11 protein-coding genes are annotated in these 15,020 nt (G+C 72.3%); 7 read left to right on the top strand and 4 right to left on the bottom strand.

Features of this window, described 5'->3' with window-relative positions:
- Positions 1-7 precede the first annotated feature (7 nt).
- The 4 genes from VIB11_RS08585 (at position 8) to VIB11_RS08570 (ending at position 4,699) form a co-directional block, all read left to right on the top strand.
- The gene (locus VIB11_RS08585; protein ID WP_332030281.1) at positions 8-2,146 is read left to right on the top strand and encodes a SpoIIE family protein phosphatase; all 2,139 of its coding nucleotides are present in this window, start codon (positions 8-10) and stop codon (positions 2,144-2,146) included.
- A gap of 200 nt (positions 2,147-2,346) precedes the next feature.
- Positions 2,347-3,369, top strand: coding sequence for a thiamine pyrophosphate-dependent dehydrogenase E1 component subunit alpha (locus tag VIB11_RS08580; RefSeq protein ID WP_332030279.1), 1,023 nt, complete (start codon positions 2,347-2,349; stop codon positions 3,367-3,369).
- An 18-nt stretch (positions 3,370-3,387) separates the two neighbouring features.
- Complete coding sequence (locus tag VIB11_RS08575) at positions 3,388-4,431, top strand: alpha-ketoacid dehydrogenase subunit beta (RefSeq protein ID WP_332030278.1); 1,044 nt, start codon at positions 3,388-3,390, stop codon at positions 4,429-4,431.
- Between the two features lie 34 nt (positions 4,432-4,465).
- Complete coding sequence (locus VIB11_RS08570; RefSeq protein ID WP_332030276.1) at positions 4,466-4,699, top strand: lipoyl domain-containing protein; 234 nt, start codon at positions 4,466-4,468, stop codon at positions 4,697-4,699.
- A 69-nt stretch (positions 4,700-4,768) separates the two neighbouring features.
- On the opposite strand, the gene VIB11_RS08565 is transcribed toward VIB11_RS08570, so the two are convergent.
- From VIB11_RS08565 to VIB11_RS08550, 4 genes are all read right to left on the bottom strand, one after another.
- The gene (locus VIB11_RS08565) at positions 4,769-6,379 is read right to left on the bottom strand and encodes an MFS transporter (protein ID WP_414695787.1); all 1,611 of its coding nucleotides are present in this window, start codon (positions 6,377-6,379) and stop codon (positions 4,769-4,771) included.
- A gap of 123 nt (positions 6,380-6,502) precedes the next feature.
- A complete protein-coding gene (locus VIB11_RS08560) occupies positions 6,503-9,097 on the bottom strand; it encodes a prealbumin-like fold domain-containing protein (protein WP_332030274.1) in 2,595 nt (864 codons plus the stop codon).
- 143 nt (positions 9,098-9,240) lie between these two features.
- Positions 9,241-10,998, bottom strand: a complete 1,758-nt coding sequence (locus tag VIB11_RS08555) for a SulP family inorganic anion transporter (RefSeq protein WP_332030272.1) — start codon at positions 10,996-10,998, stop codon at positions 9,241-9,243.
- On the bottom strand, positions 10,979-12,259 hold the full coding sequence (locus VIB11_RS08550; RefSeq protein WP_332030315.1) for a cation:proton antiporter: 1,281 nt from the start codon (positions 12,257-12,259) through the stop codon (positions 10,979-10,981). The genes VIB11_RS08555 and VIB11_RS08550 overlap by 20 nt, the downstream gene beginning before the upstream one ends.
- Positions 12,260-12,523: 264 nt before the next feature.
- Here VIB11_RS08550 and VIB11_RS08545 point away from each other — a divergent pair, with 264 nt between their 5' ends.
- From VIB11_RS08545 to VIB11_RS08535, 3 genes are all read left to right on the top strand, one after another.
- A complete protein-coding gene (locus VIB11_RS08545) occupies positions 12,524-13,015 on the top strand; it encodes a DUF1269 domain-containing protein (protein ID WP_332030271.1) in 492 nt (163 codons plus the stop codon).
- Positions 13,016-13,078: 63 nt separating this feature from the next.
- Complete coding sequence (locus VIB11_RS08540) at positions 13,079-13,909, top strand: MEDS domain-containing protein (protein WP_332030269.1); 831 nt, start codon at positions 13,079-13,081, stop codon at positions 13,907-13,909.
- Entirely contained in the window at positions 13,906-14,856 is a 951-nt protein-coding gene (locus VIB11_RS08535; protein WP_332030267.1) for an MEDS domain-containing protein, read from the top strand. The genes VIB11_RS08540 and VIB11_RS08535 overlap by 4 nt, the downstream gene beginning before the upstream one ends.
- Positions 14,857-15,020: the final 164 nt, after the last annotated feature.

Raw genomic sequence — 15,020 nt, 5'->3', positions numbered from 1 at the left:
TGGCCCGGTGACCGTCAACCGTGGAGGCTCGTGGCCTGCCGACCCGGGCCTGGTCGACGCCTTCGACACCGCGGCGCTCATCGTCGACCTCTCCGGTGTGGTCGTGCACGCCAACGAGGTGGCCCAGCGGCTCTTCACCCCCCCGGGCGGGGCCCTGGTGGGCGGTGGGTTGCTGGCCAGCCTGTTCGAGGACAACGAGCAGGTCGCCATGGCCGATGCGGTGGATCAGGTCCTGGGCGGGTCGCCGTGGGAGGGCCGGCTGGAGGTGGCGCGGGGCGACGGCGCGCGGCGGACCGCCGACGTGCGGTGCCGGCCGCTGCGGCAGGGCGAGGACGTCGTCGGGCTGGTCTGTGTCGTGGACGACTCCGGCACCGACCCCGACACCCTGCGTGGTGCGCGCCGTCTGGGTGACAGCCTGACGCGCCTGGCCCGCGTGACCGCCGAGCTGGTCATGGCCGACACGGTCGAGGCCGTCACGAAGATCGTGACCGCCCACACCGCGGACGCGATGGGTGCGACCATCGCGGCACTGACGCTGCGCGACGGCGAGGACATGCTCCGCCTGGCGGGACTCAGGGGTGGCCGCGAGGGGGATGCCCAGCAGTGGGCCAGGTACTCGCTCGACATCCGGACGCCGGCCAGTGACGTCGTGCGGACCGGGGAGCGCCTCGTCCTCACAGGCGAGGCGGCGATCGCCGAGCGGTACCCCGACATCCCCAGCGCGGCGCGCGGCCAACGCTCCATCATCTGCCTGCCGCTGCGCGTGACGGCCCGGACCATCGGCGCGATCAGCCTGTCCTTTCCCGGGGTCCGGGCGCTGGACTCCGCCGAGCTCGACTTCCTCGAGGTCATGGCCGACACCTGCGCCCAGGCGCTCGACCGCATCAACGCCTCCGAGGAGGCGGCCAAGCAGACCACCCGGCTCACGTTCCTCGCCAACGCGTCGATCGAGCTCGCGAGCAGCCTGGACTACGACGCCACCCTCGCGAAGGTGGCCCGTCTGGCGGTTCCCACGTTCGCGGACTGGTGCGCCATCGACGTCGTCCGGGACGGCCGCCTCGACCGGGTGGCTGTGGCGCACGTCGACCCGGCGAAGGTCGAGTTCGCCCTGGAGCTCCAGCGGAGGTACCCGCCCGACCCCAATGCCCCCACCGGTCCGTGGAACGTCGTGCGGACCGGCCGTGCCGAGCTCATCCCGGAGGTCACCGACGAGATGCTCGTCGCCGCCGCCGTTGACGAGGAGCAGCTGAGGATCGCACGCGAGCTGCACCTGCGCAGCGCCCTCACCGTGCCGTTGAAGGCGCGGGGCAAGGTCGTCGGCGTGATCACCTGGGTCAACAGCGAGTCCGAGCGACTGTATGGTCCCGACGACGTCAGCTTCGCGGAGCACCTCGCCCGACGGGCGGCGTCCGCGATCGACAACGCCGAGCTGCACAGCCAGACGCTGGCCGCGGCCGACCAGCTGCAGCGCGCGGTCCTGCCCGAGGCGCTGCCCAGCGTGGCCGGCTGGCAGGTGGCGCACCACTACAGCCCCTCGGGTCGCACGGAGGTGTGCGGGGACTTCTACGACGCCGTCGTCCTCGCGGACGGCAGGCTGCTCCTCTTCGTCGGTGACGTGATGGGCCGCGGGGTCGCCGCCGCGGCGGCGATGGCCCAGGTGAGGGCCGCGGTGCGGGCCTACGCGGTCGTGGACCCGACACCCGAGGTCGTGATGCGCAAGCTGGACCTCATGTTCGCGCAGTACGGCCGCGAGCAGCTCGTCACGCTGGTGTACATGGTGGCGAACCCGGAGCAGGACGAGCTCCTCGTGGCCAACGCGGGGCACCCGCCACCGCTCATCCTGCGCCGGGACCTGGGGGTCGAGCAGCTGCCCCTGGCCGGTGGGCCGCCGCTCGGTGCCGCGGCAGGGCGCCGCGGGCAGTCCAGGGTGACGCTGTCGCCGGGCGACACGCTGCTCGCGTTCACCGACGGCCTGATCGAGAGGCGCGACGAGGACATCGACGCGGGGCTGGAGCGCCTCCACCGGAACCTGCCGCTCCTGGGCCGGCCCGATCTGCCCGCATCGCTGGCCCGCCTGGTCGAGCGGATGCGGGACCCGTCCCAGGACGATGACGTGGCGGCACTCGCCGCGCAGCGGGAGGTCTAGGGGCCAGGCGGTGGCGCCGTCACGCGACGGCGGCAGGGCTGGCCGAGGCGGGTTCCCGACCCGCCGCCGAGCCCGCGCGTGTCGGGACCAAATGCCCGTTGTTCGTCTCCTGTGCCGGACCTAGCCTGTGGCCAGGGCTTCCGCACGCCGCCCACGCACTCGACGACGCAGGGGGACACCACCACCGCAGGAGGTCACCCATGAGCACCACCGCACCCGACCGGCCCCAGCAGACACCCGGAGCCGCCCTCGACGCCGAGACCAGGCGAGACCTGTACCGCACCATGGTCCTCGCCCGCACCTTCGAGGAGGCGATGCTGCGCGAGTACCACGCCGACAAGGGACCGGGCTTCGACATCGGCAAGGGGCTGGTGCCGGGGGAGATGCACCTCGCCGCGGGCCAGGAACCGGTGGCGGCGGGGGTCTGCGCCCACCTGACCACCGATGACGCGGTCACGGCGACCCACCGACCCCACCACCTCGCCATCGCCCACGGCATGGACCTGAGGAAGATGGCTGCCGAGATCTTCGGCCGGGAAACCGGTCTCGGCCGCGGTCGGGGCGGTCACATGCACCTCTTCGACCCGGACACGCACTTCTCCTGCTCCGGGATCATCGCCGAGGGGTACCCGCCGGCGCTCGGGCAGGCCTTCGCCTTCCGCCGCAAGGGCACCGACCGCATCGCGGTCGCTGTGACCGGCGAGGGCGCGGCCAACCAGGGGGGATTCCACGAGTCGCTCAACCTCGCCGCCCTGTGGCAGCTGCCGGTGGTGTTCGTCGTCGAGGACAACGACTGGGGCATCTCCGTGCCACGCTCCGCGTCGACCGCGGTGCCCTCGAACGCACTGCGCGGCGCGGCATACGGCATACCGGCTGAGCGGATCGAGGACAACGACGTCGAGGCGGTGTATGCCGCGGCCGGACGGGCGGTCGCGCGCGCCCGCGCGGGGGAGGGGCCGACCCTCATCGAGGTGCACACCCTGCGGCTCTGGGGTCACTTCGAGGGAGACGCCCAGGGCTACCGCCCCGAGCTCGAGGACGTGCCCAGCCGGGACCCGATCCCCGCCTACGAGACACGCCTGCGGGTCGACGGCCTGCTCGACGACCGCCTGTGCGCGCAGATCCGCGCACAGGCCAGCGAGCGTGTCGAGGACGCCGTCGCCTACGCCAAGGCCAGCCCGATGCCCGACCCGTCCGACGCCGGCGCCCACGTCTTCGCCTGAGGCCGGAAGGAGAACACCATGACAACGACCCAGTCCCCGGCCGTGGCGGAGCTCGGAGGCACCCACCGGCTGACCACGGCCAAGGCGATGGTCGAGGCCATCGCGATCGAGATGCGCCGCGACCCGTCGGTGGTGTACCTCGGCGAGGACGTCGGCGCGTACGGCGGCATCTTCAGCTCGACCGCCGGGCTGCTCGACGAGTTCGGCCCGTCGCGCGTCATCGACACGCCCATCTCCGAGACGGCCTTCATCGGCCTGGCCACCGGCGCGGCCGTCGAGGGGATGCGGCCGATCGCCGAGTTGATGTTCGCCGACTTCATGGGCGTCTGCCTCGACCAGATCTACAACCACATGGCCAAGATCCACTTCGAGTCCGGGGGCAACGTCCGGGTCCCGATGGTCCTGACGACCGCCGTCGGCGGAGGCTACTCCGACGGCGCCCAGCACTCCCAGTGCCTGTGGGGCACCTTCGCGCACCTCCCCGGCATGAAGGTCGTCGTGCCGAGCAGCCCCGCGGACGCCAAGGGCCTGATGGCCTCGGCGATCCGGGACGACAACCCTGTCGTCTACATGTTCCACAAGGGTGTGATGGGGCTGCCCTGGATGGCGAAGAACCCCCGCGCCACTGACGCCGTCCCCGACGGGGACTACACCGTCCCGATCGGCAGCGCCCGCGTCGCGCGTGAGGGCTCCGACGTCACCGTGGTCACCCTCTCCCTGTCCGTGCACCACGCCCTGGACGTCGCAGAGAAGCTCGCGGGCACCATCGACGTCGAGGTCATCGACCTGCGTTCGCTCGTCCCTCTGGACCGGGAGGCCGTCCTGGAGTCCGTCTCCAAGACGGGGCGGCTCGTCGTGGTGGACGAGGACTACCAGTCCTTCGGCCTCACGGGCGAGATCGCCGCGACCGTCGCCGAGGTCGACCCCACCATGCTGCGCGCACCGGTGGCGCGGGTGGCCAACCCCGATGTGCCGGTGCCGTACTCGCACCCGCTGGAGTACGCCATCCTGCCCCGGCACGACAGGATCGAGGCGGCGCTGCACCGCGTGACGAGGGCGTGAGTGGTGGCGCCCGCAGATCTGTGACGGCGCACCGATGACCGACGTGCCCTTTCCCCAGATGTCCAGGGAGAGCCCGGCCGCCGAGGGTGTCGTCTCCACCTGGTTCGTCGCCGACGGCGAGCAGGTTGTCGCCGGACAGCTCATCGCGGAGGTGCAGGTGGACAAGGTGGCCGCCGAGGTGCAGGCGCCGGTGCCGGGCACGATCCGGCTGCTGGTCGACGAGGACGAGGGGGTGTCGCAGGGCGCAGCCATGGCCCGGATCGAGTGAGGCGGGCCACCCGCCGTCATGCCCTGGCGGACCCTCCCGTGCCAGGGGCAGGTGCCGGTGTTCCTCGCGTCAGCCCAGGACCATCCCCTCGGCCGAGCCTGACGGCGTGGGGTCCGGCAGCCGCATCATGCGGAGGGAGTCGAGCAGGCCCGCGAGGGCGGCCAGGATCGGCACGGCGAGGGCCACCTGGAGGGCCAGTGGTCGCGCCTCGGTGTTGATGCGGATGATCTCGTCCTGGACGTCCTCGGGCTGACCGGCGAGCTGCTCCTCCAGCGCCGTGTTGCTCATGACCTCGGCGTCGTCCTCCAGCGCCCGGGCCACCTGCTGCTGCTCGGCTGCGGGCAGGACGGTGCTGTCCTGCGCCATCTGCGTGAAGGTGAGCGACAGCGTGGCGAGCATGATGGCTCCGGCGAACGCCAGCCCGAACGACAGCCCGAACGACCCTGCCGCGGAGTTCACCCCGGCGGCCTCGCTGACCCGCTCCTCGGAGATCGGGGACAGGGTGTAGTTGTTGAGCTGGGAGACCAGCAGGCCGAGCCCGCACCCCGCGACCAGCAGCGGGACCAGGAGGGGCCATCCCGAGTCCGCCCGTGGCACGACCGGGATGAGTGCCACCAGGCCGAGGGTGAGCAGGCCGAAGCCGGCTCGGATGATGCTGGCCGGGCGCCTCTTTCCGCCCTTCCTGCCCGCCAGCATCGCGATCGCGAACATGCTCAGCGACAGCGGGGCGAGGGACAGCCCCGCCTGCAGCGCGTTGTACTCCAGCACCATCTGCAGGTAGATCGGCAGCGCGATCATGGTGCCGCCCAGTGCCACCTGCTGGAGCATCTGCGCCGTGACGCCCGACCTGAAGACCGGGGAGGTGAACAGTCCCGGGTCGATGAGCGTCGGCCGCTCCTCGCGCTTGCGCCGCGCCAGCCACCAGGCGAGCGAGCCCAGCCCCAGGGCGCCGACCGCCAGCAGCGCGCCCACGGACTCGCCGCCCTCCTGCCACACCAGGATGCCGAGCACCAGGCCGCCCATGCCCAGCACCGACAGGATCGCGCCGACCGTGTCGACCTCGCGGGGGCCCGTGTACGGCACGTCCTGGACCATCCCGATCCCGGACAGGACGACCCCGATGATGACCACCTCGAGCAGGAAGCCCACCCGCCACGACAGGAAGGTCGTGATGAACCCACCCACGAGGGGGCCGACGGCGGCGGCGATGGCGGCCGCGGCGCCGACCAGCGCGTAGACCCGCTTCTGCGCCGCGCCCTCGAAGTTCCCGTGGATCAGCGACTGCATGGCCGGCAGGAGCAAGGAGGCCCCGACACCGCCCACCACGGCCCAGAAGACGATGATCGCCGTGAGGCCCTGCGCCAGCGTCATCGCCGTGGCGCCGACGGCGTAGCCGAGCAGTCCGAGGACGTACGCCTTCCTGCGCCCGATCAGGTCGCCGACCTTGCTGCCGATGAGGATGAACGCGGCGGAGACCAGGGCCTCGAGTGCGATCGCGGACTGGACGCCGCTGACCGTCGTGTCCAGGTCCTCCACCACCGCCGAGATGGACACGTTCATCAGCGAGGTGTCGACGACGAGCACGAACATCGCCATCGCCAGCAGGACGGCGAGCCGTCGGTTGAACGGTGTCGTGCCGGAAGGGCCGCCTCTGACCTCTGCGCCCACGCAGATCACCATCCCAACGGTCGTGAGGGCGACGCCGGCGGCGACCAGGGCCCGGTGGCCGGGGTCAACGCACCTGTGCCGGCATGGCCCCAGCATGGCCCTGTCAGGTGGTCGTCGTGAGCAGAACCGGCAAGGTCAGCTGCTCCGGCGCCGCACCGCCACGACCAGAACCAGCCCGAGACCGACGAGCGCGAGCCCCGCCAGGACCGTCGCGCGCACGCCGCTCGCGCCCGTGCTGCGCAGGTCGCCGCCGGGCTCCTGGGCCGGCTCCAGTGGGGTGACCGGCGTCGCGGAGGGGGCGGGCGGACCGGTCGTCGCGGTGGCGGGGGGGCTGGGGGTGGGCGCCGTGGTCGTCGGGGCAGGAGCCGTTGTCGGGGAGGGAGTCGGCCCCCGTTCGTTCTCGAACACGCACTCGGCCGACTGCCCGGGGGTCAGTCGGATGGTCGCCGTACCGGTCGTGGCGTCCTGCTCCACGACCTGGCCGCCGCTGCAGCCGAGCGCGGTGAGCCGCCAGCCGACGGTCGCCGACTCGGTGATCGTGTAGAGGCCCGGTGGCAGCGCAGGGCCGGTGATGCTGCTGACGAGGCGCCCGGCGTCCGGGTCGTCGACCTCGTCACCGTCGTCATCGAGCACGACGCGGACCGGCGCCGCCCGGTTGAGCGCCACGGCAAAGGCGAAGTCCTGGGCGGAGGCCGGTGTGGCCTGTTTGGTCACGGTCAGGGACACCTGCCGGACATTCTGGAAGGTGCACACCACGTCATCCCCGGCCTCGAGCGCGAGGGTGACCCTTCCGCCCTCGAGCCGGGTGCCGTCGCTGCAGCTGCCGCTCACGGCCCAGCCGGGGGGGACTGCCTCGGTGACCCGGTACCTGCCCGCCGCGAGGTCGTCGAACACCCTGGACTGCCCGTCGGCGAGGGTGAAGGCAGCGGGGTCGAGTCCGCGGGTCGCGAAGCCGAACCCGGTGCCGCCCGACGGCGTCGTGGACTTGACGATCGTGAGGCGCGCCGGGGGCGGAACCGGCTCGTTGGCGAGACGGCAGTAGACCACCTGCCCCGGCGAGACGGTGAGGCTGAGGCCGTCGGGGAGCGGACTGACGGGGACGGGTCCCGTCCGGGACCGGCAGCGCGCACCGACCAGGTCCCAGCCCTCGGGCACCGTCTCCCTCACGGCATATGTCGAGCCGCCGGCCTCCGGGGTCACGTGGACCACCCGGCGGGCGGGCCTCGGCGGAGCCAGCGTGAAGGCCGATGGATCCGCCGAGGGGCCTGTGACGGTGAGGTCGAAGCCGGTGCCGTCGGGTGCGGGGACCGTCTTCTCGATGACCAGCGCGGCCCTGGTGGCAGGGGCGCTCGCGTTGACGAAGGTGCACACGATCTGTTCGCCGGCGTCGACGCGGACCGTGGCGGTCGCTGCCCCCAGGTCGGCTGCCGCCTCGTCGTCGCCACGGCAGTCCACCGCCGACAGCTCCCAGCCGGCGGGGACGACTTCCGTCACGGTGACGACGTCGCCGGAGCCGACGGGGATCGGGTGGCTTGCGCCGTCCGACAGGGAGAACGGCGCAACGGGGTCGCCGCCGGGGCGGTCGGCGGTGAAGCCGAACTCCTGGGTGTCCGCCTCCGGGATCGTCGCCTTCTCGATCGTCAGCGTCGCAGGGCCGAGGTTGGCCACCGTGCACTCGGTGGTGTGGCCCGGTGCCACCGGGAACGTCCCCCCTGCCGTGACGTCGACGGTGCTGGTTTCGCCGGAGGCTGGGTCGAGTGCCGTGCAGGCGATCGAGCGAAGGCTCCAGCCGGGCGGCGGGTTGGGCTCGGTGAGGACATAGTCGTGACCCGCGACCACGTCCGAGTGCGTGTCCTCCTCGGCACCAGGCACCGTGAGCGAACCCGTCACGCTGGGGACGCCGGCGACCACGTCGCCGCCGCCGTCACGGGTGAGGAGGTAGCCGAAGTCCTGGGCCGGGTCCGGGGCAGCCGGCGTCGTCACCTTCTGGACGACCAGGCCCCCGCACTGGCTGATGGGGGCGGGTGCGAAACCGGCGTAGTCCTGCAGCTCGGCGGACGCGGAGTTCCCCGTGCGCGTGAAGACGAAGTCGCTCGTGTACGCAGTGCAGTCGGCCGCGCCGTCCCAGAGCCCGGCACCGGTGAGGTTGACGGCGAACTCGCCGAACAGCGGCCTGTCCGGGTCGTCGAGGGCGAGGTCGACGGTGCCCGGTGGCAGCGTCCCGGACGAGACCCAGTCACTGCCGCCCCACCGCAGGACACCCAGGGTGCCCGGACCGCTCGCGTCGAAGTCGAAGGCGATGAGGAGGTCGTCCATCTTGCCGGGAGCAGGGCCGAGGAGTGGCCAGTACAGGGTCACTTCCCCGTTGCCGGAGAAGCGGGACCACGCGCCGTACAGGACGACGTCGTAGCCGCCCGCCGCGTTCGGCACCGCCTCCTGGGCTCGCCAGACCGTGCACAGGTCGCCCTTGCCCACGACGTTGCCCGGGGTGGTTTCGGGGGCGTCGAGGTCGAGGTCGGCCAGCTTCCCGTCGAGCTGGTCCGGGTCGAGCACGCCGTTGCCGCAGACGTCGCCGACCTGCTGGTTCTCGAGGAGGTTCTGCGGCAGGTCGTCCCAGTCGTCCGGGCCTGCGGTGTCTCCGTCGATGACGAACGCCGTCAGCCCGCTGAGCGCGGCACGGGCTGGGCCGGGTGGCGCCCAGCCGACGACCAGTCCAAGGCATATGGCCACCGCACCCAGCGACCATGCCCATCGACGCCGCACCCCAAGCGACATGTGGTCCCCTTCCGTGGCCCACACAGAACCTCGCCCTCCTCCCGACGGTACACGCGTCGGGACGGAGGGCCTTCCGGACGACCAGGCCCCGGTGTCGGTCAGCCCGGTGCGATGTCGGTATCCGGCCTCGTCCTTGCGAGCTCCGCGTCCACGGCCCGGTAGACGTTGCCGTGGATCCTGTCGGCGCCGATGCGCTCGATCACGCCATCCCTGTCCAGGGTCGCGCGCACCACGGGCTTCAGCCGGGCGAGCCGCAGGTTGACAGCCGAGTCCTCGGCCAGCTGCACCAGGTCCGCCATCGCGGCTGAGCCCTGGGAGTCGACGAAGGAGATCGCCTCGCAGTCGAGCACGATCCCGGTCAGGCCCGGCGAGGAGTGGATGACCTCGCGCAGGCGGTCCTCCAGCGCGTCCGCCGTCGCAAAGAAGAGACCGCCGTCGAGCCGGATCACGGCGACCTCGGGAAACACCAGGTCGCCGGGGTGTTCGTCGAGCTCGCGGAAGACCTGGGTCCCCTCCTCGCGCCCGAGGGCCGGCATCTCCGGGTGGGTCGCCACCGACACCAGCCACAGGAGTGACAGCCCGATGCCGATGACCACGCCCGCGAGCACGCCCAGGACCAGCGTGGCGAGAATCGCCACGACCGCGATCCAGAAGTCGAACCTCTGCACCCTGGCGAGCCGCCGCATCTCAGGAACGTTCATCATGCCCATGACCACGGCCTCGATGATCAGGGCCGCCAGCACCGGCTTGGGCAGGCTCGAGAACAGGGGCGCGAGCACGAGCAGGGTCAGCAGGACCGTGACCCCCGACGTGAGGGACGCCAGCCCGGTCCTGGCCCCGGAGCGGTCGTTCAGCGAGCTCGCCGACAGGCTCGTCGAGACGGGCATCCCCTGGAACACCCCCGCGCCCGTGTTGGCCACCGCCTGGGCCAGCGACTCCTGGTTGACGTCGATCTGGTACCGGTGCCTGGCCGCGAAGGCCCGTGCATCCCCGGCGGTCTGGGAGAACCCGATCAGGACCACGGCGACAGCCGCCAGCGCGATGGTGCCCACGTTGTCCCAGACCAGCTGGCCCCCGGGGATCTCCAGCGAGGGCAGCCCCCGTGGCACGTCGCCCACCAGTGCCACCCCGTGGCCACCGAGGTCGAACAGCCACGTGGACAGCAGCCCACCGACGACCAGGACCAGGGCCCCGGGCACCCTCGGCGCGACGGACCTCAGCCCGAAGACGACGACCAGTGCGAGGACGCCCACGAGCGCCGTCGTCAGGTGCGACTCTCCCAGGGTCCCGAACCACGACCGCAGCTCCTGGAGGGGGTTGGAGCCGGAGACCTCCGTCCCGGTGAGCTTCGGGAGCTCCCCGATGACCACATCGATCGCCGCGCCGAAGAGGAAGCCGGTGACCACGGCCCGCGACAGGAACTGCGCGATCCAGCCCATCTTGAGGACGGCCAGGAGCAGGAACAGGATCCCGGCCGCCAGGGTGATGCCGGCAACGAAGGTGGCGACGTCCTGCTCGTCGGTGATGCCGGCCGCCAGAACCGCGCTCGCGGCCACGGCCGCCAGGCCTGAGCTCGGTCCCATCGAGATCTGCCGGCAGGTGCCGAAGAGCGCGTACAGGATCGCGCCGGCCGCCGCGGCATACAGGCCGTTCTGCAACGGAATGCCGGCGATGCCGGCGTAGCCCAGGTTCTTCGGGACGATCAGTGCCGCGACGGCGACCCCGGCGATGAGGTCGCCGCGCAGCCACGAGCGGTCGTAGGAGCGCAGCTGGTCGACCAGGGGGATGATCGGGCTCCGGCGCCGACGTCCAGCGGCGCGAACGGTCGGGCCGCGGTCACCGCCCACGGGACTCACCAGCCGCACGGGACTCACCAGCCGCACGGGGCAGTCCACGCACGGGGAGGTCGGCGACGGCCGGGCCGCGCTCGGACCCCCGTGCCGCCATCGCCCGGCCGTACCTCTGCGCCAGGGGCCCCGAGCTCGCTCCGTGCGCGAGCACACTGAGGACGACGGTGACGGCAACCACCGCGACCGCCTCGTCGGCGCCGGCTCCCAGCTCCTCCAGGGCCAGCAGCGCGAAGACGAGCGAGGCCAGCCCCCGGGGCCCGAACCAGCCGACGAACAGGACCGTCTCGCGGTCCAGGCCGGTGCCCGCGCTGGCCACCGCGACGGACAGCATGCGGACCGCGGTGAGGCTGAGCACGGCATACAGCAGGGCCAGCGGGCTGGCCCTCTCGAGCACGAGGGGAACCGCGACGGCGCCGAACCCCAGCCACACGAGCAGCGACACCAGGCCGCTGGCCTGCTCGAGGAACACCAGCTCGACACGTCCCAGGCGGCCGGCCGCGGCGCCGAAGGCCACACCTCCGCAGAACGCCGCGATGAACCCGTTGCCGTGCAGGCCGAGCGCGGCGGCGTACGCGAGCAGGGCCAGGGCGAGGACGGCGATGCCGGCGAAGTCCTCGCCCGCCCACCCGGCCCTCCGGGCGCGCTGCAGCAGCCACCCGCCGCCGGCCCCGACGACCACGCCGACCAGGCCCCCGACGGCGAGCTCGGCGAGCGCCTCCCACAGCCCTGGGGCGTCGGCCAGCCCCTCGGCGGAGGCTGCTGCGGCGATGGCGAGCATCACCACCGGCGTGACGATCCCGTCGTTGAGCCCGCTCTCCACGGTGATCAGCCGCCGGATCCGGGACGGGACCACGGGGTTGGTCACCACCGGAACCCCCAGCGCCGCGTCGGTGGGGGCGAGGGCGGCACCCACCAGCAGCGCGAGCGCGAGGCCGAGGTCCGGGAAGAACCAGGCCGCGAGTCCCCACCCCGCGAGGATCGTCAACGGCAGCCCGATGCCGAGCAGGCGGGCGTACCGGCCGATGTCGGCCCGCACCTCGCGGACCGGCACCCGAGCCGCGTCGGCGAAGAGCACCCAGACGAGGGTCAGCTCCACCAGGGGTCTGAGGAGCTCCGGCGCCTGCTCGACGTCCACCAGCCCGGCGCCCCCCACGAGCGCGCCGAGCCCCATGAAGACGATCGGCGCGGTCAGGTCTGCCCGTTCGAGGCGACCCGAGAGGATCCCCCAGATGAAGATGCTGGAGGTGACGACGACCATGGCTGTCACGGACAACGTTCCACCTCGAAGGTCCACTCGGCCCCGCCCGGTCAGGTCATGATCCGCCGGTCGACCGCCGGCCTGCGTCATCCCGCCGGGATGACCGGCGGTGCCCGCCGCTGGTCACCGAGGACACGTCCGTCGCGCGTGGTGCAGCCGGGCGAGTATCACCCGCCCCGGGTGACGCCGGCGCCCGCCACCGTGTGTTGGGTGGTGGGGTGGGACCGCCACGTCGGAGGTCGCCACGTCAGAGGATGAGCAAAGGAGCGGGCCATGACCGCCTTCACGGTGTGGAAGTTCGACGGACCCGACGGCGCGGACCGAGCCGCCTCGATCCTCCAGCGCGCGGCGTCGGAGGGCCTGATCAAGATCCTCGACCACGCGGTCGTCTCGTGGCCGGTCGGGGCGTCCCGGCCGAACACCAGGCACGGACACGAGGAGACGATGCGGGGGACGGGATGGGGCGCCTTCTGGGGCCTCCTGGTCGGGGCGCTCTTCCTGGTGCCCGTGGTCGGCGGCGTGGCTGGAGCCGCCATCGGAGCCATCAGCAAGGCGACGGAGGGGACCGGCATCACCAAGGAGCAGCTGCAGACGATCCGCACCGAGGTGACCGAAGGAACCTCCGCGCTGTTCGTCGTCACCGACGAGGGCGACCTCGACCGGGTCGGCGAGCGCTTCCACGGCATGCACAGCAAGCTCGTGGCCACGAACCTCACCGGTGCGGAGCGAGCCGTCCTGCTCGAGACCTTCGGGGGTGGCCGGTAGCCGAGTTCCGGACCCGTGGCCGACGTCCGGTCCGGGGCTCCCCGCGCGGCGTATGCTGCACAGATGCAGCCCGTTGGCGGGCGGTCGCTCAGCTGGGACGGCCACCTCGTACTGGTCCACGACAGCGAGAGCCAGCGTCGCGCCGGAGTGTCGGCATGGGTCCGCCGGGGCCTGGACCTCGGCGCCAAGATCGTCTACATCGAACCTCGTGACGTGGCGACCGAGCGGTCGCTGGTGCGTGTCCTCCAGGACGACGGGGTGGATGCCGACGAGGTCCTGGAACGCGGGCAGCTCGAGGTCTTCCGTGCCGGGGACGACAGGTTCTACCGCGAGACGTGGTTCACGAAGGTGCTGGAGGACGCGCTGGCGGAGGGCTACCCCACGGTGCGGTGGTCCGCGGAGGCCGACACCGCGTGGAGCGTCATGTCCCCCGAGGTGCACGCTTCCGTCGAGGCGATGACCGACCTCATGTGCCGCTCGCAGCCGGTGTCGGTCCTGTGCCAGTACTCCTCCCGCCTGGGGGAGGCGACGCTGCAGACCGTGTGCGCCCTGCACGCTGACGGCCTTCGCGGCGCGCTGGTCCAGACCACCCCCCTTCCGGACGGCTGTGCCGTCGCCGGAGAGGTCGACCGCTCGGACGCACGGATGCTGCACCTGGCGCTGGCGGCGGCCAGCGCCGAGCCCCGCGAGGACGACTCCGCGTTCGTCGTGGACCTCGGTGCCCTCGACTTCCTCGACGTCGCGGGGGCGAGAGCCCTGGTGACGGGGACGGAGACGCACCGTGCCAGAGGGGGCACCGTCTGCCTGCGGTCCGCCCAGCCGAACGTCGCCCACCTCCTTCGCCTGCTGGGCGTGGACCGGCTCGACGGGTTCAGCCTCGAGGGGTCGTCGTGAGCCCGCACCGCCCCATCGCCACCGGGTCCTACAGCCACGACCTGCTGGTCCACGACGGCGACCACGACCTGGTGGAGGGGACGCGAGCCTTCGTCGACCAGGGCCTGGCGTCCGGGGGTCACGTCCTGGTCCACAGCGCCCCGGAACGCGTTGCGATGCTGCGCACGGTGCTCGGCGCGCACCCACGCCTGGAGTACGGGCTGGACCGGGACCTCTACCTGTCCCCGATGCGCACCCTGTTCGCCTACCAGCGGAAGCTGGCGGAGAGCCCGGCATCGACCGAGTTCTGGGTCACGGGGACGGTCCCGTTGGGCGAGAACCCCGCAGGCCACGCTGCCTGGGCGCGGTACGAGTCCGCGGTCAACGAGGTGCTGAGCCCGTACGCCTTCCACGGTTTGTGCACCTACGACCTGCGGGCCCTGCCTCCCGAGACCATCGCCGCGGCGCGGGCGACCCATCCCTGCGTGAGCACAGGAGCGCATCGCACCGCCAGCCCCGAGTACCAGCACCCCGCAGACTTCCTCACCAACCCGGCCGCCGGCGTCCCCGGGCCGCCGGACTCAGCGCCGACCCTGAGCGCGACGCTGCGCAGCGAGCAGGACCTCAGGTCGGCGCGGCACCTGGTGGCGCAGAGTGCTGTGGCGTCCAGCGCGGTGGCGCGCCACGTCATCGACGCCTTCGTCCAGGCCGTGAACGAGGCACTCGTCAACGCCCTCCAGCACGGTGGGGCCACAGTCCACCTGAAGGCCTGGGCCGAGACGTCGAGGCTCACCTGCCTGGTCACCGACGCCGGTTCGGGAATCGCCGACCCGCTGTCCGGTTACGCCTACCCCGAGGCCGTCGGCCCTCGTGGACTGTGGGTGGCGCGCCAGCTCTGCGAGGGCCTGTTCATCAGCAACGAGTCGCCGGCGGGTTGCCGCGTCCTGCTGACCACCGCCGAGGGCTGAGCGCGTCGGCGGTCAGGCTGCCCGCCCCGCGGCTCGCCACTGCCGGGGCTGACGCTGCGGAGGGGCCCTTCGCCTCTGACCTTCCTCGGCCGCACGTCGCGTCATGGAGACGTCAGAAAGTCAGCGCGGGCGGGTCCGCGAGACCCGTCGCACCGTCGCGAAGG

Source organism: Pedococcus sp., from assembly GCF_036554925.1.
Lineage (GTDB): Bacteria > Actinomycetota > Actinomycetes > Actinomycetales > Dermatophilaceae > Pedococcus_A.
This window is presented reverse-complemented; position numbering and strand designations above follow the sequence as displayed.